The organism is Verrucomicrobium spinosum DSM 4136 = JCM 18804, from assembly GCF_000172155.1.
Classification (GTDB): domain Bacteria; phylum Verrucomicrobiota; class Verrucomicrobiia; order Verrucomicrobiales; family Verrucomicrobiaceae; genus Verrucomicrobium; species Verrucomicrobium spinosum.
The window spans coordinates 7,126,664-7,150,336 of the sequence record NZ_ABIZ01000001.1 but is presented as its reverse complement, the minus strand read 5'-3'; the positions used below and the strand labels follow the sequence as shown (position 1 = coordinate 7,150,336).

The 23,673-nt window shown below is 61.6% G+C and carries 14 protein-coding genes; 7 read left to right on the top strand and 7 right to left on the bottom strand.

Annotated features, from left to right (window positions below; genetic code table 11):
• Positions 1–63: 63 nt before the first annotated feature.
• Complete coding sequence (locus tag VSP_RS28935) at positions 64–537, bottom strand: DUF4870 domain-containing protein (protein ID WP_009965121.1); 474 nt, start codon at positions 535–537, stop codon at positions 64–66.
• A 143-nt stretch (positions 538–680) separates the two neighbouring features.
• Between VSP_RS28935 and alaS the strand changes: the two genes are divergently transcribed.
• Positions 681–3,434 carry an alanine--tRNA ligase gene (gene alaS / locus VSP_RS28930; RefSeq protein ID WP_009965120.1) on the top strand — a complete coding sequence of 918 codons (2,754 nt, stop codon included), beginning with the start codon at positions 681–683 and terminating at the stop codon, positions 3,432–3,434.
• Between the two features lie 131 nt (positions 3,435–3,565).
• On the opposite strand, the gene VSP_RS28925 is transcribed toward alaS, so the two are convergent.
• Positions 3,566–4,453 carry a diacylglycerol/lipid kinase family protein gene (locus VSP_RS28925; RefSeq protein WP_009965119.1) on the bottom strand — a complete coding sequence of 296 codons (888 nt, stop codon included), beginning with the start codon at positions 4,451–4,453 and terminating at the stop codon, positions 3,566–3,568.
• A gap of 269 nt (positions 4,454–4,722) precedes the next feature.
• Between VSP_RS28925 and VSP_RS28920 the strand changes: the two genes are divergently transcribed.
• From VSP_RS28920 to VSP_RS28900, 5 genes are all read left to right on the top strand, one after another.
• Positions 4,723–6,783: a hypothetical protein gene (locus VSP_RS28920; protein WP_009965118.1), complete on the top strand. Its 2,061-nt coding sequence runs from the start codon at positions 4,723–4,725 to the stop codon at positions 6,781–6,783.
• Positions 6,784–7,090: 307 nt separating this feature from the next.
• Entirely contained in the window at positions 7,091–7,309 is a 219-nt protein-coding gene (infA, locus tag VSP_RS28915) for a translation initiation factor IF-1 (protein WP_029190850.1), read from the top strand.
• A 66-nt stretch (positions 7,310–7,375) separates the two neighbouring features.
• On the top strand, positions 7,376–8,164 hold the full coding sequence (locus tag VSP_RS40190) for an RDD family protein (protein WP_009965115.1): 789 nt from the start codon (positions 7,376–7,378) through the stop codon (positions 8,162–8,164).
• 28 nt (positions 8,165–8,192) lie between these two features.
• A complete protein-coding gene (locus VSP_RS28905) occupies positions 8,193–8,741 on the top strand; it encodes a ribonuclease H-like domain-containing protein (RefSeq protein ID WP_044135093.1) in 549 nt (182 codons plus the stop codon).
• Between the two features lie 63 nt (positions 8,742–8,804).
• Positions 8,805–9,146 (top strand): ComEA family DNA-binding protein, encoded by a 342-nt coding sequence (locus tag VSP_RS28900; RefSeq protein ID WP_009965113.1) that lies wholly within the window; start codon positions 8,805–8,807, stop codon positions 9,144–9,146.
• Positions 9,147–9,176: 30 nt separating this feature from the next.
• Here VSP_RS28900 and VSP_RS42740 read toward each other — a convergent pair whose 3' ends face one another.
• A complete protein-coding gene (locus VSP_RS42740) occupies positions 9,177–11,354 on the bottom strand; it encodes a tetratricopeptide repeat protein (protein ID WP_157211120.1) in 2,178 nt (725 codons plus the stop codon).
• Between the two features lie 246 nt (positions 11,355–11,600).
• On the opposite strand from VSP_RS42740, the gene VSP_RS37875 reads away from it, so the two are divergent.
• A complete protein-coding gene (locus VSP_RS37875; protein WP_009965110.1) occupies positions 11,601–16,244 on the top strand; it encodes a PVC-type heme-binding CxxCH protein in 4,644 nt (1,547 codons plus the stop codon).
• Between the two features lie 143 nt (positions 16,245–16,387).
• Here VSP_RS37875 and VSP_RS28880 read toward each other — a convergent pair whose 3' ends face one another.
• The 4 genes from VSP_RS28880 to VSP_RS28865 are packed head-to-tail and all read right to left on the bottom strand — an operon-like array spanning position 16,388 to position 23,564.
• Positions 16,388–16,744, bottom strand: coding sequence for a DUF2149 domain-containing protein (locus VSP_RS28880; protein ID WP_009965109.1), 357 nt, complete (start codon positions 16,742–16,744; stop codon positions 16,388–16,390).
• A complete protein-coding gene (locus VSP_RS28875; RefSeq protein ID WP_009965107.1) occupies positions 16,741–17,379 on the bottom strand; it encodes a MotA/TolQ/ExbB proton channel family protein in 639 nt (212 codons plus the stop codon). Before VSP_RS28875 ends, VSP_RS28880 begins: the two co-directional genes overlap by 4 nt.
• The gene (locus VSP_RS28870; RefSeq protein ID WP_009965105.1) at positions 17,376–21,332 is read right to left on the bottom strand and encodes a cobaltochelatase subunit CobN; all 3,957 of its coding nucleotides are present in this window, start codon (positions 21,330–21,332) and stop codon (positions 17,376–17,378) included. Before VSP_RS28870 ends, VSP_RS28875 begins: the two co-directional genes overlap by 4 nt.
• Before the next feature lie 3 nt (positions 21,333–21,335).
• On the bottom strand, positions 21,336–23,564 hold the full coding sequence (locus VSP_RS28865; protein ID WP_009965104.1) for a TonB-dependent receptor plug domain-containing protein: 2,229 nt from the start codon (positions 23,562–23,564) through the stop codon (positions 21,336–21,338).
• Positions 23,565–23,673: the final 109 nt, after the last annotated feature.

Sequence of the window (23,673 nt, the reverse complement as noted above, 5' to 3'; positions counted from 1 at the left end):
ATGTCGGAGAAACAATAGCGAAAAGGGACCGGGTGGGAGAAGGACCGGCCTACATTGCATGGGTCAGTTGATCAACCGGATGCACAGGGGATAGCGGTAGGCAATGCCTTTGTTGGCTTCCAGGCAGGCGATAATGGCCATGACCAGGGAGAAAATCGGCGGCAGGAGGGCGAGTGGCAGGCCCCACCCGCAGGTCAGGAAGCCAACTACCAAGGAGGCCAAAAAGTAAATGGTGATGGAGATCTGAAAATTGACGGACTCCTTTCCCTGATCGTTGACGAAGGGCATTTTGTCCTTGTTCACCAGCCATAGGATGAGCGGTAACAGGAGGTTGCCCAACGGGAGGACATACCCCGCCAGGCTGCCCAAGTGGCAAAACATAGCCATGTTCCGTTCCTCCTGGGAGATGCCCATGCCGGGCAGTCCGGGGTGGGAGCCCTCGGCAGGGGCCGACGGAATCTCAGCTGCCGGGGGCGGCGTGGGGGGGATTTCCGGTTTCGGACCTTCGGGCGGCGGGGGCGGCGATTGGTAGTCCATACGGGCCGAAGATAGAACAAACCCCCCGGTGGGGGCAAGCGCCGACTTGCCCGAATGGCCTCCCGCGGTCCGGAGTCCCACTTTTTCCTATGCCGACCGCCGAAACGGGGCTAGTGTCCCCGCTCATTTTCCGCCCGCATCCCATGACCAGCGCCCAGATCCGCCAGAGTTTCCTCGACTTCTTTAAAGAGAAGCAGCACACCATCGTGCCCAGCGACAATGTCGGCTACACGAGCCGGGATGGAGCACGCATTTTCACGAATGCCGGGATGAACCAGTTCGTCCCCATCTTCCTGGGGGAGCGTCCGGCGGATGTGGATACTTGGCCGGGCGTCCTGCACAAGGGCCTGCCCACCCGGGCGGCGGATACCCAGAAATGCATCCGCGCCGGCGGCAAGCACAATGATTTGGAGGACGTGGGTCTGGACACCTACCACCACACGTTCTTCGAGATGCTGGGGAACTGGAGCTTTGGCGACTACTTCAAAAAGGACGCCATCTCCTGGGCTTGGGAACTTGTGATCGAGCGCTGGAAGTTCCCGCCGACCCGCGTGTTTGCGACCATCTACCAGCCGGGTGAGGGTGATCCCGCCGAGCGTGACGAAGAATCCTGGGGCTACTGGGCGGAGAAGTTCCGCAGCGTGGGGCTGGATCCGGAGATTCATATCGTCAACGGCAACAAGAAGGACAACTTCTGGATGATGGCGGAGACCGGTCCCTGCGGTCCCTGCACAGAGATCCACATCGACCTCACGCCTGGTCCCCGCGACCTGGACGAGGGCCGCCAGCGCGAAGGTGCCAAACTGGTGAACGGCAGCAGTGCTGACTGCATTGAGATATGGAACAACGTGTTCATCCAGTACAATGCAAATGCGGACAAGACCTTCTCGAAGCTCCCCGCCCAGCATGTGGACACGGGCATGGGTTTTGAGCGCGTGACCAGCATCATCCAGGGCACGAGGAACTTCACGGACTTCGAGAACGCGAAGATCAGCAACTACGACACGGACGTCTTCAAGCCCATCTTCGACGAGATCTCGAAGATGAGCGGCAAAACTTATGCCAGCACTTTGCCCGCCTCTGGCAGCACGGGTGATACGGAGCAGGAGAAGATCGACGTGGCCTTCCGCGTCCTCGCCGACCACATCCGCACCCTGAGCTTCTCCATCGCCGACGGCATCTCCCCCGGCAATAACGACCGCAACTACACCCTGCGCCGCATTCTGCGCCGTGCGGTGAAGTATGGCCGCACCCTTGGGTTCAAGGAGCCATTCTTCTACAAGCTGGTGGACGTGCTGGCCCAGCACATGGGTGAGGTGTTTCCTGAACTCCGCGCCCGCAAGGAGCATGTGAAGTCTGTGCTCAAGATGGAGGAGGAAAGCTTCAACCGCACGCTGGATCGCGGCATCAGCCTCTTTGAGTCCGAGGCCGACAAGCTCGCTGGCAAAGGCACCGAGATCACGGGCGAGGTGGCATTCCGCCTTTCCGACACCTTCGGTTTCCCAATCGACCTGACCCAGTTGCTGGCTCGCGAACGTGGCCTGACGGTGGACGTCCCCGAGTACGAGCGCCTGCTGGCAGAGCAGAAGAAGCGGAGCACTGAAGACAGCAAAGGCCGGAAGCAAGTCGTTTCCCTCAGCGAGATCGAAACCAAGGAGCCGACCAAGTTCATCGGCTACGACAACCTCGAGGCGCCCGCCAAAGTGCTGGAGGTTGTTTCCATGAAGGACAAGACGGCCGTTGTACTCGACAGCTCTCCCTTCTATGCTGAGATGGGTGGTCAAGTGGGCGACTCTGGGGCGCTGATCATCGGTGCGGACAGTTTCCCCATTTCGAACACCCAGAAGGTGGGCAACACCTGGTTGCACTTCCTGGATGGGGAAGACACGCCTTCCGTGGGCGTGGAAGCGCAACTCGCGGTCGAGCCTTCCCGCCGGCGCGCCATCGAGCGTCACCACACGGTCACGCACATCATGCACTGGGCGCTGCATGAAGTGGTGAGCAAGGAAGCCACCCAGAAGGGCAGCTTCGTCGGACCTGACAAACTCACCTTTGACTTCAACAGCGCCGCCCTGACTGCTGCCCAGCTTGCCGACATCGAGCGTCTCGTGAACGAGCGAATCGTGGCCAATGATGTTGTTTCCTGGGACGAGCTTCCGTATGCGGAGGTGAAGTCCAACCCCGGCATCATGCAGCTTTTCGGAGAGAAGTATGGGGACAAGGTTCGCGTCGTGCAAGTCGGCGGCCAGGCTCACGCGCTCAACGGTTACAGCATGGAACTCTGCGGCGGCACGCATACCCGCTCCACGGGTGAGATTGGTCTGTTCCGCCTCGTCAGTGAGAGTGCTGTGAGCGCCGGGGTGCGTCGTCTTGAGGCCATTGCCGGACTTGAAGCCTATCGCGCGGCCCGGAGCGATGCGGACCTGCTGAAGCTTCTCGCCGGCAAGGTCCTGGCTCAAGGCACGCTGGATCTCGAGAAGAAGATCGAGACGCTCCTGGATCAGCAGAAGGCGCTGGAAAAAGCCCTCAAGTCCGCCCAGCAGCGCGAAGCGGCGGCGCGTGCGAAGGCTCTCCTCGGCTTAGCCAGCAATGACGCCATCATCGCCAATCTGGGCGAGGTGGATGGCGATTATGCGATGGCCGTGAGCGATGCGCTTAAGAGCCTCTTCAGTGGCATCGTTGTGGTCGCCGGCACCGCCGGCGGCAACGTCTCGCTTATCGCCACAGTGAGCAAGGATCATCAGGCCAAGCTTCAGGCGGGCAAGATCATCCAGGCCATCGCCCCCATCGTGGGCGGCAAAGGCGGCGGCAAGCCCGACTTCGCGCGCGGCGGTGGCAAGGAAGTGGCCAAGGTGGATGCGGCTCTGGATGAGGCCCGCAAACTGGTGGGCGCGTAGGGTGTTTGCAGATTCAAGTTTTCAGTTTTCACTGCTGAAATGACAAGCGGCCTTCGGGGGAACTCGAAGGCCGCTTTGTTTTTGACTGATGCCGATTGCCTGTCGGCGGCACAGCAGATTAACAATCTGCGCTACGCTCCTGCCCGCACCTTCAGTTTGAAGGGCGCGAGCCTGATCTCCACCGGAGTGTTGAGGCCGAGTTCGCCATCGAGTTCATAGGGCACCGTCTGCTGTGAGGTGACCTTGAGGGATTTTACCTGCAGGTAGTCGATGTCGTTGCACTCCTGGTAACCCGTAGCCACGAGGGCGGCGAGGAACTGGAAGGCTTCCAGGGGACGCCGCTGGTGTAGGATCAGGACGTCCAGCAGGCCGTCGGTGTGGGAGGCATCGCGGAAGACAGGCACCGGGCCACCGTAGTGGCGGCCGTTGCCCAGCAGTACCACGGAGCCATAGAGTGGTGGGCGGCCTTCGATTTCCACTGAGAGCACCGGTGCCTCCTGACCGAGGATGCGGGCGGCGGTCATCACGTAGCTGAGGGGGCCATAGCGACGCTTCATCTCCCACGGAGTCTGTTGCACGATCTCGGCATCGAACCCCACGCCTGCGAGCTGGGCGAAGTACTGCTCATTGGCCTGCCAGAGATCGATCTCACGTGTGGCTCCCCTGTGAATGATGTCCCAGCAGGCTTCAAGGTTCCGGCCCGGCAGCCCCATCTCGTAGGCCATGACGTTCATGGTGCCAACCGGCAGGATGCCCAGCGTCGTGTGCTGTGCTGCATCGGGGATGGACAAATGGTGGGCGGCGAGTCCGTTCACCACCTCGTTTACGGTACCATCGCCTCCTGCCGCCACCACGATGGGGTGCCCCTCTGCGGCGAGACGGGCGGCAATCTCACGAGCGCTGCCGATGCCCTCCGTCACATGGATCTCAGGGGTGGGCTGGAGGTTCCGGATGCGCTCCATCTGGGCGGAAGCCTTGGTGCTGTTGGCAGCGGGATTGATGATGATGGGAATGGCCATTCCGAATTTTGCAGGTGGCGGACGGGATCAACGAACAGGCAACTGGTGGTAGGAGTACGGCGCAAACGCCGTACTGGACGATGCGGTGCTCTAGCGTGGTTCCGTCCGCCCGCAACCTTGGCTTTGTCACATCTGACAGGATGCAGTGTCAGGTTTTCTGGTTTCAGTTGGGGAGCTGCGTTGACACTCGTTGGCCTGGTGGCTAAACGTGGGCAGGGGTTGCGAGAGGGAATGCAGGGGGAGGAATTACGGCACGGAAAGGCAACGACATGCAGCACGGCACCATTTGGCAAAGTCCCGGCGTTCGACCGGGCCTGTACGCGGCTCTTTGCCTTTTCCTGCAGACGGGGATTTTTGCGCAGGTCACGACCCGGACGGACGAGGTGGGGAAGCTCATCCTGAAGTGGCACGGCGAGGGCACGGCAGCGGGGCTCAATGGTTTCCAGTACGAAAACCGCGATGGCGGGCACTCCCTGTACGACATCAAGGTCTGGCCGCAGGTGCAGCTCTATCAGCCGACAGCGGTCGAAAAGGAGCGAAAGGCGGAGATTGGCCCCGCCAATCAAGTGCGCCCGTTTCCCGTGCTTGGGAATTGCTCCATGTCAGCCGCAGCCGACAAAGGCGGCAGCCTGCCCCGCCTCTACATGGGCAACCGCCAGGGGTTCGAGTTTCTCAACGCACAGTATCTGGGCAACAATCTCTACTTCTACCCGGAGCATCAGGACTACGACCCGGGGTGGAATGGTCGCAATGGTTGGGGCGATCTGTTTCCGGCGAACACACCTTTCGTGGTGATCTCCCAGGGCTCGTCCTTTACGGATCAGCCCTTCCTTAAGGCCTTCTTCAGCGCGGCCGCCGCCCTGCCGCCTGAAACCCAACAGGTGCTGCTGCGCAACCGCATCCTGGCACCCACCTTGCAGGCCGTGTTCCGCAGGAGCAACCGGGTGGTGAAAAGTGAGGCGGACTACTTCACCGGTGCGGCGCATCCTCCGGTTTTTGACGGCAACCAGATCGATGAGGCGAAGATGGTGGCGGAGGCACATGACATGCTGCCCCCACTCATTCCTCCGGTGGCCATCTTGGAAGTGCTGGAGGAGACCGGGGCCACGCCCAACAAGGACTTCTTTGAGCTGGATACCGTGACAGATGAAAAGCTGGGCAATGTGCCGGGTGTCATTGCCCGTGTTTTTCGAGGGGCTGCTCAAGAGCGGCAGATCGTGGTCACAGCGAGGAAGTCGCCCGATCTCATGAGTCGTCCCCTGACCTACAAGTGGGTGCTGCTGCAAGGGGACCCTGAGCGGGTGAAGATCGAACCACAGGGCAGTGGGGACACGGCCCGCATCACGGTGAAGTGGCAACCGCAAACGAAGGCCGCGACAGGAATCACCTCGCATCGGGTGGATGTGGGCGTTTTCGTAGGCAATGGCGTCACCTGGTCGGCCCCGGCGTTTGTCTGCTTCGCCATGCCAGCCAGCGAAATGCGGTTCTACGATGCCGAGGGTCGGCTTCAGGAGATTTGCTATGATGCCGGCAATCCCGATCTGGGATTGCCTGCGGAGACGGACCTTCGCTGGCTCGCGTTGGGTCGCAAATTGGGAAGTGACGGAACGGCGAAGGGGAGCCGCCTGCTGACGGAAGCACTGGGCAAGGAAGGGGCGAACGCCTTCCAAAGTCTGGCTTCTGACCTCGCTCCTTCACAGGAGGCTTGGCGAAAGCTCAGCGTCGGCGCGGACAAGGCTGCGGCGGAGGACGCTCAAAAGAAGCTCCAGGAAAGCCTCAAATCGAAACTCACGGAAGGCGAGAACCCCCTGGCCGGGCGGATGGAGCTGGCAGTGTCCCAAGTGGCGGACCGGCTGGATCTCTGGACCCTGCCTACGCCGGAGTTGCAGGCGCTCATTGGCGCTTCCTCCAAAGCGGGGGCCAAGGAGGCCATCAAGGCCGCCCAGCAGCGCCTCGTGGACTACGGGATCCTCCGCGAGAATGACGGCCGCCTCACCGCCTCGTGGCAGGAGCCCAATCCCGCGATCCGGTATCACCTTCGCCAATACAACCTCACGCTCTTGAGCGAGGTGCTGCTGCCTGAGTTCCTGGAACGCACCGGGGCCAAGGCGTATGTGGATCCATTGCTCACCGTCCGCAAGGCCTGGCGTGATGTGTACGTGTACGACAAACAGGGCCTGTGCCAGGGGTGGACGCGCTATTCCCACGGGCGCACGTATGAGTTCGATCTGGAGGGCTGGTTGCTGCCCCGCGGCAGGGGTGAAAAGTCTGTGGCTGTGAAGTATGTGAAAGACACTGCCACCGGGACATTGATTTTTGTTCCAAGATAGGAGGAATTCATTGGAAAACGGGTGTAGGGTGGGTGGGATTGCCCACTTTCAGCTTGTCAGCCCCCCTCTCAGGCGGCACCTTCGGGCAATCTCTGTGCCTTTGTTTTTTTGTAGATCAAATATGACACCCCAGCCGAATCAACCGAACCGCAATGATTCCCCGCAAGGCGGGATTGGACCCCGAAATGCTGGCCCTCCGCGTCGGAGTGGCGGAGGTGGTCGCGGTCGCGGGGGTCACCGTGGTGGTCCGCGTGGACGTGGTTTCATGGGGCGCCCTGGTCCTCAGTTGGGCCAGAGCCCTGAGGGCATGGAAGACAAGGACAAGCCGATCGAGCTGGAAGGGACCGTTTCCGCCGTGCTCGCTGGCACCATGTTCCGCGTGAAGCTCCAGAACGGCCACGAAGTCCTCGCCCACATTTCCGGCAAGATGCGCAAGCGGTTCATTCGTCTCGTCATTGGTGACCAGGTAAAGCTGGAAATGTCCCACTATGACGGCGACAAAGCCCGTATTGTTTATCGTCTCTGATCGGTCTTACTTTCGGCTCGGGCCTGTCCATGGTGGACGGAGCCACGCTGCCTACCTTTCCTGAGGATGGAATATCATCTCTCCATCGCAGGCGACCGGAGTGGTCCGCACTCGCAGTTTCGGATCATTGAGCAGATCCGTGAAGGTCTGCTGAAGGGCGATGAACTGGTGTGGCGCCTCGGCGTGCCGAACTGGGTGCCCCTCAGGGAGCTGGATGAATTCGACGGATACTGGCCGCCCGCCCCGGATGTGGTGGCGGCGGCAGAGGCCGCCAAGCATGTGGTCCCGGAGGATCTGGATCGCCCGCGGCCATGGATGCGCTTCTGGGCGCGCATGGTGGACTACTTCTGGTTCAGCTTTACGCTGGGCCTCGCCTTGAGAGGCCTGCTGCCACCTGAGGCGGTGGAGGTCCTCATGCGGCCGGGGATGGAGCAGTTGTTGTTCAATTCTGTCACGCTGCTGCTTTTTGCACCGCTGGAAGCCTGGTTTCTGAGTCAGCGGGGCACTACCCCTGGCAAGGCGCTCTTGCGTATTCGGGTGCGCAGTCTGGATGGCAGCCTGCCCACTTACCAGCAGGCGTTGATGCGGTCTGTCCAGGTATGGTTGAAGGGCATGGGGCTCTGCCTGGTGCCCGTCGTCGCCCTCATCGCCATGGCCTGGTGGCGCATCCGTTTACTCCAGAAAGGGTTCACGTCCTGGGATGAAAGTTGTCACACTCGGGTGGAGCATGGTCAGCCGGAGCCCTGGCGCATGGTGGTGCTGGCGGGTCTGGTCGCCATCCTTCTGGTGCTGGGTGTGCTCACCCTTCTGATGAGCAAGGAAGTGCTGGAGGCCATGCGCAACTTGCCAAAGTGACCACTGCATGCCATGGACACAGGAACCCATGGCCCGCGATATTGTTTACTTTGACCTCGAGACCCAGCGCACCGCCAACGATGTCGGAGGCTGGCAGAACAAGCACCAGATGGGCATGTCCATCGGCTGCACCTACAGCAGCAAGACGGGCCAGTACCACATCTACACGGAGAACACGGTGCAGGATCTCATCACCCAGTTGCGCCGGGCAGATCTCGTGATTGGGTTCAACCACATCAGCTTCGACTATGGAGTGCTCATGGGCTACTACGCCTTTGACCTGAAGGAGGAACTCCAGAGCCTGGACCTGATGGCGGACATTGAGACCAAGGTCGGACACCGTTTGAAGCTAGAGTCCCTGGCCAGTGCCACCCTCGGCGCGGGCAAGACAGCAGACGGTCTGGAGGCCATCCGCTGGTGGCAGCAGGGCAAACTCGCGGAGATTGCCGAGTACTGCTGCTATGACGTGAAGGTTACCAAGTGCATCCACGAGTACGGGGCCGAGCACGGTCACGTGAAGTACCTCGACCGTAATCAGCGGGAGCAGACCGTCGTGGTGAACTGGACCACCACCTGAGTGGGGTGCTGCTCAGACAGGTGAGTTGCCCTCCGCGGGAATTCCCAGTATGCTTCCAGGCAAATGGGCGAACTCTACGATGAATCTGCGGCGGTCCGCCGGCGGGAAGAACGTAAGGCAGCGTCGCGTCGTGGAAACTACTTGTTTCTCGCGCTGGTGGCCGTCTTGATCCTGGCGGCAGCGGGCATCGCGGCCTGGCGGAAATTTCATGACCCCGCCACAGCAGTGCTCAATCTCAATACGGCCACGGCGGTCCAGTTGGAAACATTGCCGGGAGTCGGGCCGGAGACGGCGCACTCGATTATCAAAGGCCGTCCCTATCAGAGGGTGGAGGACGTGAAAAACGTCAAAGGGATCGGCGACAAAACTTTTGAGAAGATGAAGCCGCGCATCAAGGTGGATTGAAGATTCACCCAGGGCCGGCGGTTCAGGGTGTTACCTTGATCCGGACGCGCGCAGGCTGGCGAGGTGCGTCTCATACGCGGCCCGCTGTACGTGACTGTCGGGCAGGGACTTCTGCGCAGCGGCGACTGCCTTGGCGGCCAGGACGGTGGCCTGGTCCATTCTCCCCTGTTTTTCACGCATGAGGGAGAAGTTGTGCGCGGACTGGGCGACATAGGGGTGGTCAGGCCCCAGCAGTTTTTCGAGTCCGGTCATGGCCCGTTCGAAGAGGGGTTCAGCGGCTTCGAATTCGCCGTCGAGGTAGTAGGCGTAGGCCAGGTTGGTCACTGTCAGCAGGGTGTCCTCACTGTCCGGCCCCAGTTTGCGTTCCTGGGCATCAAGTACGCGCTTGTAGAGCATGATGGAGTCTTCATGCTTGGTGAGATTGCCCAGTACGCCAGCAAGGCGCTCGGCCACTTTCAGGGTGGAAGGGTGTTCCTTCCCCTGCAGGCCTTCGCGGGCGATGAGCACCTTCCGGTAGAGTTTGGCGGACTCTTCAAACTCCCGCTTGCTGGCAAGGATGAGGGCCAGGTTGTTCTGGCTGTCGAGGGTGTCGGTGGATTGTGGGCCCAGTTCTTTCTCGCGGATGGTGAGTCCGCGGCGGATGCATTGCTCGGCTTCAACGGGTTCACCCAGATCCAGGAGCACCAGGCCCAGGTTGTTCAGGGTGGCGGCGGTGGAGGGGTGGTCTTTGCCATCGGTGCGTTCATTGATGGCCAGGTTCGCACGGTAGAGGGCTTCCGCACCGCGGAGGTCGCCCTTGGCTTTCAGGAGCACGGCGAGGTTGTTTGAGCTCTGTAGCGTCTCGCGGTGGTCTTTGCCCAGAGTCTTTTCGCGCCCCTCCAGCGCCATGCGGTAGAACTTTTCCGCTTCTGCATACTCGTTGAGGAAGAAATGGAAGGCCCCTAGGTCGTTGCAGTATTGGAGGGTGTCCTTGTGGTCCTTGCCCAGGGTCTTCACGGCCCTGGCCACCAGTTCTGCGGCTGCGTCACGGGCCTCCTGGTAACGGCCATCCCGGTAGAGATACACGCAAAGGTCGTGACTGGCGGAGAACCAGTCGTCGGGTTTCTTGGCCTTTTCTGATTTTTTCACCGCTTCCCGCAGAGTTTCCTCCTCCTTTGACATTGGGGCGGTGGGAGTGGCGTGTGCTGTGGCAACTGCCGGAGCCGGAGTCGGGGCGGGTTGTGGCGGGGTCAGCGTCACCACCGGGGCCGGGGCTGCCGCCGCAGGGGCAGCCGGATTGAGTGCACCCATGGAGCGGGGGGGCGACTTGGCAGGGAAGGCGGTGGTTGAGGGAGCAGCCCCCAGGGGCCGCCCCGACTCCGCGGTGGCCACGGGGGCCGAAGCAGGAGTCGTGGCGGAGGCACTGGGCGGATTGGCCGGACGATCGCCGAAGTCAATCACCTTGGCAGGGGCGCCTCCTGTGGGTGGAGCGCCCGCCGGTTCCGCGGGGACCGTGGGAGGGGTGGCCGGAGCAGGTGCAGGTGCGGGTGCAGGAGTCGCAGGTGCGGGTGCAGGAGTCGCTGGTGGTGCGGGGGTGGGTGTCGGACGGGTGGTCGAGGTCGGTGCCACCGAGGGCTCGGGGGTGGAGCGCGGGGCTGAAGTGGACGTTGACGAAGTCGGTGGGACGGCAGGCGTCGGGGTGGAGGAGGCTGGGGCCTGGGAGCCAGCAGGGGCGGGCATGGACCGTGCGGCCGCGTTGCCTGATTGGTTCGGGGCAGGATCCGTCACCGGCGGGAACCCTGGATTCTGGAAGGGCGCCGATCCCTCACCCAAACGGGAGGGAGCAGGGGCCATGCCGCCGAAAGGGGGTGGCGACTTGGCTGGAAAGCTGGTGATGTTGGGCTCGTTGATCACCCCCGGCGTCAGCGTCGCACCAGGGCGTGCGGCTGGGGGCACTGGCGCGGCGGGCCGGGTCTGGGCTCCGGCCGGGGGCGGTGTTGAGGGGACCGCTGCCGGTTGCAGAGGGACGCCAGCACCGGGAAGCGGGGCTGTGGTGCCACCTTTGGAGGGCTCATTGATGATGGTGGCCTGTTTCCCGCCGAAGCCCCCCACACCGATGACTTCATCGGCAGCGGGCATGGGGTGGGGATACGCGGCGACGAGCAACGCCGCCAGGGCGGGGAGGGCCAGCAATCGCTGGCGAGGGGGAGGTGGGGATGTGACGGTCATGACTTCAGGGGACAAGGCCTGGGGTTATGCGGGGGAAATGGGGCTTGACTCTTCTATGCAAAAGCTTGTCAGGCCAAGACTGGATGTGACAGAGAGCATTGAGATTTCACTCAATGGATTGCCGAAGCCAGGGTTGGTTAATTTGCGTGATGTTTGGTCCCACGTGACCGATTTCGCATAAAACATGTCCGCTAGATGCCGGGCACCCTCCCGTAACTGGCTCAGCGTCTTCCTCCCGCACTTACCATGGCCAATGTCCGACTTTCACTCATTCTGACGACCACGCTGGCTCTTGCTGGTGCGGCATCGGCAGAGACCCTGATCCGGTTTGAAAAACAACAACTGGAGACCCGCTTCTTTGGTGAAGGATCGGCCGTCGGTGATCTGAACCGCGACGGCAAAAGCGACATCGTGTACGGACCGTATTGGTGGGAGGGACCGGACTTGACGAAGCGTCACACCTTCTATCCGGGCAAGGAGTTCTCCAATAACGGGTACTCAGACAATTTCTTCGTGTACACGCCGGACCTGAACGGCGACGGGTGGCAGGATGTGCTGGTGCTGGGCTTCCCGGGCAAGGAGGCGCGCTGGTATGAGAACCCGGGCGCAAACACCGCCACCTGGAAAATGCATGTGGTGCTGGACGTGGTGGACAATGAATCACCGGAGTTCACGGACATCACCGGGGACGGGAAACCGGAAATTGTGTGCTCACAGAACGGCCGCTTTGGCTACGCATCCCCGGCGGCGGACTCAAACGCGAAATGGGAGTTTGTTCCTCTAACCGATGACGTGAAGGTGCAGCGCTTCACGCACGGCATGGGAGTGGGGGATGTGGACGGTGACGGCAGGCTGGATCTGCTGGAGTCGCGACGCTGGTGGAAGAATACGCCCGGTGAGGCGGTGTGGCCCTCCAGGACCTTTCAACTCACAGGCGGGGGTGGGGCGCAGATGTTCGCTTATGACTTCGATGGAGACGGAGACAATGATGTTGTTTCCTCGTTGAATGCGCACCAGTTCGGCGTGGCGTGGTTTGAAAACCAGGCCGGCAAGGGAGGCGATGGGCCGAGCTGGGTCAAGCACACGATCGTGGGTCAGGAGCCCTGGGAGAATGAATACGGCGTGCGCTTCAGCCAGCCGCATGCCCTTGCGCTGGTGGATGTGGACGGGGACGGTCTGAAGGACATCATCACCGGGAAGCGCTACTGGGCGCACAACGGGCATGATCCCAACGAGCGGGACCCGCGGGTCATCTACTGGTTCAAGACGCAGCGGGACAAGAAGGGCGGAGTCAGCTTTGTGCCCCATCTCATGGACAGCGCCAGCGGGGTGGGCACGCAGCTCACCACGGGTGATGTGAATGGTGACGGGCTGGTGGACGTGGTCATCGGGAACAAGGCGGGATGTTATGTCCTCGTCCAGAAACGCGAGCAGGTGGAGGCAGCGCGGTACGCCCAGTTCCAGCCGCGGAAGATCTATGGACCGGATTCCCTCAGGTCGGAGGCGTATGTCGTGGGGCAGTCAGCGGCGGATGCCGTGAAGAACATGGTCGTGCCGGAGGGGTTCAAAGTGGACCTCATTGCCGCCGAGCCGGATCTGGTGCAGCCCATTGCGATGTGCTGGGACGAGCGCGGGCGCATCTGGGTGGTGGAGGGGAACACCTACCCCCAGCCAGCGAAGCCGGGTGAGGGCAGGGACCGCATCCTCATCTTTGAAGACATGGACGGCAATGGCAGCTTTGAGACCCGGAAGGTGTTTATGGAAAAGCTCAACCTCGTGAGTGGCATTGAGGTGGGCTTCGGTGGTGTCTGGATCGGGGCCGCTCCCAACTTTCTCTTCATTCCTGACAAGGATCACGATGACAAGCCGGACGGGGAGCCCGTGGCCCTGCTGGACGGCTGGGGCAACCAGGACACGCACGAGACGTTGAACTCCTTCATCTGGGGGCCGGATGGCTGGCTCTATGGCTGTCATGGGGTCTTCACGCACTCCTTGGTGGGCAGGCCAGGTACTCCGGACAAGGAGCGCCAGCCCCTGAACGCCGGCGTGTGGCGGTATCATCCCACGCAGCACAAGTTTGAGGTGTTTGCCCACGGCACCAGCAATCCCTGGGGGCTGGACTTCAATGACCACGGCGAGTTCTTTGTCACCGCGTGTGTCATCCCGCACCTCTACCACATCCTGCCGGGTGGAAGGTATCAACGGCAGGCAGGGCAGCATTTCAACCCCTACACGTATGACGACATCAAGACCATCGCCGAGCACCGTCACTACGCCGGCGAGGTCAAGGACCATGCCGCCTGGGGCGATCGCAAGGAGCTGAAAAACCTGGCTGTGCCCGCCAGCACCGACCAGGCCGGCGGCGGCCATGCCCACTGCGGGCTTGCCATCTACCAGGGAGATAATTTCCCTGAACTCTACCGCGGCGCGCTGCTCTTTGGCAACCTCCACGGGCATCGCCTGGTGCACAATGCGGTGGAGCCCGCCCTGAGTGGGTACACCGGGCAGCGCCGGCCGGATTTCATGAGGTCGAACGATCACTGGTTCATTCCCGTGACCCAGCGGGTGGGGCCGGACGGGGCGCTGTATGTCTCGGACTGGTATGACGAGCAGACCTGCCACCACAAGGACGTTCAGATCTGGAACCGCACAAACGGCAGAATTTTCCGGGTGGTGTATGACCAGCTCAACACTGCATGGGCGAAGGACCTGCCTGCGGGCAAAAGCGATACGGCGCTGGTCGGAATGCTCCTGGACTCCTCGAACTCCTGGCAGGCTAGGATGGCGCAGCGCCTGTTGATGGAGAAGGCGGAAGACGGGCGGGTGGATGACCCGGCCAAAGACGCTCTGCGGGCAGCCCTGAATGGATCTGGTCCGGTGGAGCGCCGGTTGAAGGCTTTGTGGGGGCTTTCGGTCATCGGCTCCGTTGAGCAAACTCTCCTGACCAGCCTGCTGGACCGGCCCGAGCCTGAGTTGCGTGCCTGGTCGGTGCGCCTGATGGGCCAGTTGGGCATCGCTTACCGGCCTGCCCTTCACGATGCTTTGGAGCGACTTGCCCAGCAGGAGAAGTCGCCCCTGGTGCGTCGCGAGCTCGCTTCGTTGCTGCAGCGTCTTCCGTTGCCAGAGCGATCCAAGATCGCTTTGGGTTTGATCGGGCGCGAGGAAGACAAGCAGGATCCGAACATCCCGCTCCTGCTCTGGTATGGCATTGAGCCTCTTGTCGGGGCGGATGGCGAAGCAGGGCTGAAGCTTGCGGCCTCCAGCAAGCTTGAACAGGTGACTGGATACATCTACCGCCGCATGGCGGGCAGCGATGAGGGGCGGCAGGCCATTCTGGCGGCCATAGCGGTGAATGATGATGCTGGCGAAAGGGAGAGGCTGCTCAACCTGCTGGTGGCCTCCGCCAGGGGTTCTGGGAAACTCGCGGCGCCCAAAGAGTGGGCAGGCATCTCAGGGAAACTCCGCGCCGGAGCCTCCGAGCCGGTGAAGGCGCTGGTGGATGAACTGTCTGCGTACTTTGGTGACCCGGCCGCAGTGCAGAAGCACCGGGAGTTGTTGATGGACAAGGCCGCTGCGGGTTCACGTCGGGACCGTGCTCTGCAAGTGCTTTTGCAGGTGCGGGATGATCAAAGTGCGGTGCTCATGCAGCAGCTGGTGGTGAATGGAGATGCTGCGCTCACCCGCAGTGCGGTGCAGGCGCTGGCGTCCCTTTCACATCCGGAGACGCCGGTCGTTCTGACGAAGGTGTATGCCTCGCTTGCTCCGGCCGAGAAGGCGGATGCCGTGGCCACGCTGGCATCTTCGGCTGCGGGGGCCCAGGCGCTTCTCAGAGGGGTGGAAGACAAGTCCATTGCCCGGGATGCTTTGTCGCCCTTCCTCGTGCGGCAGTTGCAGGCGCTCAAGAATCCGGAGGTGGATGGCCTGATTGAAAAGGTATGGGGCACCGTGAACGCCAGCAAGGCGGACCTGCCCCAACGGAAGGCGAAGTACAAGGCCTTGTTGACTCCTGAACGCCTCAAGAAGGCGGATCTGGTCCAGGGCAAGCTGATGTACGGAGGCACCTGCGGAGCCTGCCATCGCATGCTGGGTGAAGGGGCGAACGTGGGACCGGATCTGACAGGCTCGAACCGGGGCAATCTGGACTATCTTCTGGAGAACGTGCTGGATCCCAATGCCGTCATCGGCAAGGCGTATCAGCTCAACCTCTTCTCCATGAATGACGGGCGCGTGCTCAGCGGCATCGTGCAGGAGGAGACAGACAGCGGGTACAAGGTGGTGATGCCGGGCGGGGTGGAATTCAGCCTGACGAAGGCAGAGGTGAAAAGCCGCGAAATTTCGAAGTTCTCCACCATGCCCGAAGGCCAGTTCGACGCGCTGCCTCCGGAGCAGGTGGTGAATCTGGTGGCGTACCTTCAGCAGCAGACGGCCGGAGGGGGAGCCGCTGCGGCGGCCAAAGTGGAAGGGGCGATCGAAGGGGAAACCATGCAGGGAGTCACGGTGAGCAAGGGGCAGGCGAGGGCCCAGAACATGGGTGGCTTTGGCGGCCAATGGAGCCAGGCGCGCCAGCTCTGGTGGACCGGTGGCACGCCCGGCGAGACGATGGCGATCACGCTTCCCGTGACCAAGGCCGGCAAGTACACGCTCAAAGCTGCGCTCACAAAAGCGCGTGACTACGCCTCGATTGAGGTGATCCTGGACGGGGAGGTCATTCCCGCGGCCAGTCTGGACCTTTACAGCGTCTCGGTAATCTCCACCGGAGAACTGGACTGGGGCACCCATGTGTTGCAACCGGGGGATCACAAGCTGGTGGTGAAGATCAGCGGTGCGAATCCTGCCGCGGCCCAGGCCTTCATGGTGGGATTGGATTATTTGAAACTGGAAGCGAAGTGAGATGAACCAGTGTGTCAGTGGGCAGTGCGTCAGGCCAATGCGTTGGCTCTGGCGCGGTAGGCGGTGCGGGCGCGGAGAATTCCTCGGCCCGCCAGGTCCCAATGTCACCATCGGCTCATTTCCGTGATCCCTCCATGCCGTGACTACGGACCGGGGGCTGATTTGGGCATGGCCGATTCCGGCACATAGATGACTTCCCCTGACTTCAAGCGGTACGCCGTACCGAGCCGTTCGCCATCTCCGCCGAGCGTTTCCGTGCTGGCGCGATAGCGCTCCATCTTCTGTCCCTCTTTGGTGATGATCTCCATCTCGGGAGTGCCTTCGTTTTTGATCACGGTGACGGTGCGGGAGGTGCTGGCTTTTTGGGCCAGGGTGTCATAGCTGACGAGCGCGAGCAGCAGGGCTACGGCAAAGGCGATCCAGACGTCAAAGAGGTTCAGCAATCCGGCACCCGGATCTTCGTCGCTGGCGTCATCCCACTTTCTTTTTTTGCGGATCATATACTTTTGGAGGTGGGAGGTGGCGGATGCAGACGGGCAATGATGTATTCGAGGTCACTCATGTCGCGCTGGTACCAGTTGCGCCGCACGAGGCCGAGCGAGAAGGAAACGCAACCGATGAGTACGCCGATGACCGTGGCGGTGAACGCCACCACGAGGTTTCCAGAGAGCATCGCCATGTCTCCAGCTGCCAGGCCGGTCAGAGCCGGACCCAGCGGAATGAGGGTGCCCATGAGTCCCAGCATGGGGGCCACTCGAGTGAGCCAGGTGAGCCTGGCCAGGGCTGCGGCGACATCAGACTCCACATCCTCCAGTGCCTTGTGGCATTCCAGCCGGTCATCATGGGCGTCGCCCAGACGCTCAATGAATCGTGCGGGAATTCCCACCGGGCAACTGCGCAGGGCTTCCATGGTTTGTATGGTAGGTGAGGCCTGGGCTGAGGTTGTTGGCTGAACCCTGGCCAGACTTGAGGCACGGCGGAGGAGTCCGCGAACCCGTGGTCGCATGCAGGCCTCACGAAGCAGTCCACCCGTCAGGAGTGCGGTCCAGGCCGTCAGTCCCAACATGGTCAGCAGAGTGGGCAGCAGAAGCGTGTTGGACAGCAGGTGGAGGGAGTTTTGAATGAGTTCCATCATAGGGCACCTGATTTCTTGAAGAAGCCTGCCGCGAGCAGAAGTGCCAGCAGCGTCGCTGCGGCGTACTTCCAGAGCTGGGGCTTGGTGGCGGGGGGCTCCAGTTCCTGCCGTGTCTCTTGCACGGGCTTCTGGTCCAGCTTCGTTCCCGCAACTTTCTCCTTGGATTCGCCTCCGGCAGATTGAGCCAGGGATTCCTGCATCGCGGCCACGCGCCGGGCATCGTCGTCGGCCCCGGTCATCTGAAGAGCTTTAGTGGAGTAGTCCACGAGGCGGGTGTTCCCGCCGCCGACCAGTCCGCCTGATTCACCGTGACGCTGAATGGACTCCGCGTAAATCCGGGAGAGGTCTTCGATCTGCTGAGGGGTGGCCTGCCACAAGCCCTTGCGGGCTGCCTCCAGCAGGGTGGCGGTGATTTCCTGCCGGGCGTGTGGAGAGACCTTTTCAAACCAGGCCTCCAGGCCGAGTTCGTACCGGTCTTTGACGAGCACTTCGTAGATGTCCTTCCACGTGTCTTGTGAGATGCTCTCCGGGCGGGTGACGGACCAACCGAAGGAGTTCTTTACCAGCTCGGTGATGTGTCCTGCCCCGGCATAGTCGTGGCCCTTCATGCCCTCCAGCCATTTTCTGTTGAGGAGTTCCGATCTTAGGTTGGTGGCCAGCACTTCCTCGAAGTCCCTCACCCGGGCTCCTGAGGGACTGCGCACATCCGCGATGAGAGCCTGCGGTGTTTTGCCAGTCACTTTCTTCACTGCCATATTGAGTCCACCCAGGTACTCATAAGCATGGTGATTGGAGAGCTGGCTTGTCATGTTCGAGGCCCAGACCCGGAGAATCGTGTCCGTGCCCTGGAGCGCTTCTTCGTAGAGCCCTTCAATCTTCTCCCCCCAGACGTCACCAGAGTACACGAAGCTCATGTTGTCCATGTACACCCCGGTGATCTCGTCGGGTTTGTCCCACACCCCTGAGCGGGGCACGAGATGCAGGATGTTGGTACCGGTCATGTTGCCGGGTTTGGTGCCAAAAATGCGGGCTCCGGCGAACTGGCTGGCCCGGGCGCTGGAAAAGCCGCGCTGCTGCAACCGTGCCTCCATGGCCTGCACGCTTGCCTTCACGGGGTTGCCTGCTTCCGGTGCGGAGGCGGCCAGCTTCACGGCTTTGTCCAGCAAGGTCACGCGGGAGGGGAAGTTTTCTTTGTACTGTCCTCCCATGGCCACAAACACATCCACACGCGGGCGTTTGAGTTCCTCTGCGGGAATGAGTTCAACATCGATCACCAGATTGCTCCGGTTCCACACCGGGCGCACACCCAGGAGATAGAGGATCTGGCCTTCCATCACACCATAGTCGCGCATGGTTTCCATGCCATTGAGATCCATGGCGATCTTCTTGGGGTGCCGGGTGGCCAGGAGATCGTCCACGAGTTTCCGGGCCACCTCCCATGCTGCCTTGTTGGGAATCTCTTCGGGATTGAGGGAATAAAGATTCCGCCCCGTGGGCACGGTGGAGGGGTTGCGAATGGGCTCAGGACCCGGGCCTGCTTCAATGTATCCGCCCGCCAGTGCATGGAGCATGCCCGTGATCTCGCGATCTGCCTGCATGAGCCGGTCTTTCATCTCCCGGGCGAAGGCCAGATCCCTTTCAAGGTCAGGAGTCGGGGTGAAGGGTGGGTTTGCTTTGCCATCAAGCACCCCGCCCAGGAGATGAGCTGCCGCGTCGCGCTGCTGTTGTTTCTCCGGGGCCAGATTCTTGATCAAGGGACTGGCATCACCCAGATGCTGCAGAAAGCCCTCTCCAAGGATGGAAACGAGGTACGGTGCCAGATCCTCAGCTACGGGCGGCTGGCCCAGGACATGAAGTCGTAGCGGGGTCTGGGAATCATAGAGCTCGTGCAGGTGTTGGTCCACCCGGGCAATCGCCTCGTCGGCATACGGGTCCTCTCCCGCAGATGCTTTGGCGATGTCATGGAGGGATTCCGCACGTGCCTGCTGGCTGATGCGTTTCCTGAACTCCTCCCGCAGCAGTCCGTTTTCCAGAGTGTTGAACTTGTGAATGTCGTCGTGCAGGGTTTTGAACTCATCCTTCAATCCGGCACCCACGGCAGGCGGTACCATGTGATCCACGAGCGCGGCATAGGAGCGGCGACGGGCGAGCGTGGACTCACCCAGATTGTCAGTGATCCAGAGGTCCACGACCGCCAACCGGTCCACGCAGATGTCACTCCAGCAATCTTCTGAGAGCCCCGCTTCTTTGCCGGGCAGCAGTTCCAGAGTGCCGTGCGTGCCCCAGTGCACGATGGCGTCGGCGTGGAATCCTTCCTCCAGCCACCAGTAGAAGGCGAGGTAGTTGTGAGGTGGGGGCACATCCCGGGAGTGCAAAAGCTTGTCATCCTGTTTCTCACCCCGCTCAGGCTGCGGCGTGAGGATCACGTTCCCCAGGTCGATGCGCGGGATCACCAGATGGGGCTCGCCATTGCGCTTCACCACCATGAGACGTCCCGGGGGCGGGCCGAATTTCTCCACCACCGCCTTCCGGCCGGCCTCGTTTAGTTTTTCCTGAAACCAGCGCTGATACGTCGAAAGGGGGATCAGCACGGGATTGCCTTCATCGGCAAGTTTCTCAAGGTCGCCCTGCACCCATGGGCCGAGATTGCGGCCGCGCTTTTTCATCGTTGAGATGAGTTCTGCTGCGGAGGCGGGCAGGTCTTTGACCTGGTATCCAGCCTGCTGCAGCCTCGGCAGAAAGCGCACCAGGCTCTCCGGCCCGTCCAGAAAGGCGCCTGTGGGGCTGCCGCGAACCAGATCATCCTGTCCGAGCCCCTTGTTGTAGTAGATGAGGGCCAGCTTCTTCCCGGCGGCAGGCTTCGTCTTGAGCCTTGCCCAGCGGGCGGCACGGGCCGCAAAGGCTTCAATGCGATCAGGTATGGGCTCATGGAGCCGAAAGCCCTGGATGTTCGCATGCAAGCCGCCCACCACCACGGGCTCGATGGTGCCCCAGGATTCCTGGAGGGACATAAACATGCCCACATCCCTCACAGACAGCCCGCGGGGATCCTTCCGCCATTCATCCACGGTGTACCCCAGCATGGAAATGGGCCGCAGGTAAGGCACATCCAGTTCCTTGATCACGGCATTGCTCTGCCACATGGAGCCATGCCGGTCCTCAACAAGCAACGTGGGGTGGGCGGCTTTCACCAGCTCTGTCATGCGTCCTTCGCGATCTCCAAACACCACCACGACATTCAACCCCTGTTTTTCAAGAGCGGTGATCTGGGCGTTCACCACCTTCAGGTCCCGTGTGATCCAGAAAGACTGCTGGATGATGATCACCGCGGTGGGCGCATCTTCCTTCCACCGGTGCCTGGATCGTTTGAATTCGCGGTAGGCGGTGAACTCCTCGAACGACGCCTCGTGATCAGGATCATAATAGCCAAACTCCGGAATGATCACCGGCGGCTCGATCACGCCTTCTGCGCCCAGGTAGGTCACGCGGCAGTATTGCATCAGGCGTTTCAGGTTGACGGGACCATTGGCCCGCCAGTAGGCCATCAGTTTTGGGTCCTGTTCCAGGAGGCCCGCCTTGTCCAGCTCCACATGACTGCTCCGCGTGTCCAGGGCCAGCACCCGCTGTTGGGGGTTTTTCTCCCTGGTGGCTTTCAGTCTGTCTGTCAGGCCGGGAGATTCGGCGGCCTCCAAGTTCAAGACCATGACCAGAGGAAACGTCTCCGGATTCTCCGCCTCCGTGCTCCTGCCAAACTCACCCGCCCTGGCAAAGACGGCTGCCAGGCCCTGCTCGCGGCAGGCGGCATCCACCAAGGCCATGGACCGGTCCCATACCCCTACAAAGGCGATCTTTGTGGGAGGAGGCGGGGCGGTGGCTGACTGAAGGGGAAGAGCGGCGCTGCCCAACAGCAGCGCCGCGAACAACCCACCCCAGAGGAGGCGTGATGGAGGCATGGCTTAAAAGGTCAACCGTGCGCCCACAACAACCCCAAAGCCCGGAGCCACCTTCTGCTGCTGGGAGTAAGCCTCCCGGTAGCGGGTATCAAAAACATTGTTGAAGTCCACCGTGACGTCAAAGGACCGGTTGTCGCGCTGCCAGATGTTGAAGCCGGTGCGGACATTCGTCACTGCCCAGCCGGGGATCTCGTAGTCATCCCGCAGAGGCGGGTTGTTGGAGCTGTTGGGGGAGCCATAGGCCGGATCGGTGGAGAAGCCGGCATCCTGCTCATCGGTGGGGGCGTGCCGGCGGAGGCGGTCGGCGAGGACCTCCACCACCTCCACCCACCAACGGCGGGAGGGAGCGGTGTACCGGAGCCCCACCACGCCATACAAGGGTGGCATGAAGCGCAGTGGGGCATTGGCATTGGTATCCTCACCATAGGTGTAGGTGGCATTGCCAAAGAGCGTCCAGTTGTCATCAAGATCGTAGGTGAGGGCAAACTCAACACCTGCCACATAGCCTTCCCCATTATTGGACTTCCGTTGCGCCTCAAACGTGCCCTGGCCAGGGATCACCACCGTGCCTGAGGTTTCCGTAGCCACGAGATCGTAGAGCTGGGTCCAATACCCCACAAGGGAGGCGGAGGTGCGTTGCGAGTGGAACCGGGGCCCAACCTCGTAGGAGATGGACTTCTCAGGATCCAGGTCGGGGCTGGGCAGTGAGGCGACTCTGCTGGAGAACACTGGGGGTCCGGCACTCAGGAGATCAGAGTAAGTCGGAGCGCGAAAGCCGGAGCCGATGTTGGCCACGAGGTCCCACTCTTTGTTGAGGCTGTAGATGGCACCGATGTTCCATGTCACCGACTGCCAGGACTTGTCCACGCGCAGGTCGTCCACATCATAGCCGGCGTCCGGAATGACATCCCTCGCTACGGGGCCGGAGTCGAGATGGGAGTTTTCAAAGCGGGCACCGACCGAGAGCAGGAGGGCGTCTGTGGGGCGGAACTCCAGTGTGGTGAATGCATCGAACACATCGTAGTTGCCGTCAGGAGTATTGCCAAAAGGCTCTGCAACCGTTGTGGAACCCGGGCGGCGCGTCGTCTGGGTGAGCGTGGAGCCGAGGTCTTCCCGGCGGTAGTCCATGCCGTAGATCAGCCGTGTCCTGCCCCACTGCGCGGCGTTTTGAATGCCCGCCCCGAGGACATCCTGCTCAGTGTCCGTGCGGGTGGTGGTCATGGTGGAGCCGCTCTGCACCCGGCGATCACGAACGCCATCATAGTACTGGTAGTACCCGTACACCTTGAGTTCTTGACTCCACGAACCCAGGTCCTCGGCTGTGTAGTCAAACTTCACGATGCCACGGCGCTCGGTGGGGCTGAAGAGCCGGGGGACACCGTTCGCATTCAGCTTGGACTGTACGTAGCTGTCCACATCTTCCCGTTCGTTGTGAATCCAGGAGAGGCGGAAAGTGTGCCCCTCGGCCGGCCGGAAGGCAAGATTGGCATAGCCACCCAGAGCTTCAAACCCGGTGGGGCTCAACCGACCCTCACCAGGGCCGCGGTAGTCGTCCACATCCTGGTGAGTAAGGCCTGCGGAGAAGGCCATGGTGGGACCGGTGACGTGGAAATCGAAGGTCTCTGTGTTTTCGCGATCATTAGTGCCGTAGCGACCGTAGAGCTCGCCGCCGGTTTGCACCGTGTCCGTAAAGTCTGCCCGCTTTGAGAAGATGTTGATCACGCCTCCGATGGCGTCACTGCCATATTGTACGGCCCCGGCACCCCTGATGACCTCCATGTGATCCACCGCACCGACCGGGAACTGGTTGAAAAAACCGTTGGGGCCACCAAAGAGGGCTCCGTTGTTGATGCGAATGCCGTCCCAGAGGTAGAGCACGCGGTTGCCGATCTGGCCACGCAGGATGGGAGAGCCCTGGGCAGCCACACTGACTGCCCACACCCCGGGCTCCTCCTGAAGCATTTCCACCGGAGTGCGCGCTTGCCGACGTTCCAGCGTCTCCTTGTCCACCACGGTGACAGACTGAGGGATGTTCCGGAGGTCTTCAGTGGTTCGCAGGGCGGTCTCCGCCGTGACGGTTACCGTGGGAAGTTCGACCTCCTCTGCGAGGCTGCCGGTCGCTGGTGAAGGGTTCTGGGCCGGGGCAAGCGTGGCGCAAAGAAGGCAGGCTGCAATGGCCGCATGGCAGGATTTTCCCGCGAGGGAGGGTCTCTTGAGCGAGGTGGGATGCATGGATGGGAGAGGAAGGTTGAAGCGAAGCCTCAGCGACCTTGCACCATGCGTGCCAATCCCCTGGTGACCGCGGGTTCGTGCAGCCGGGGACCCGGCATCTATTTCATAG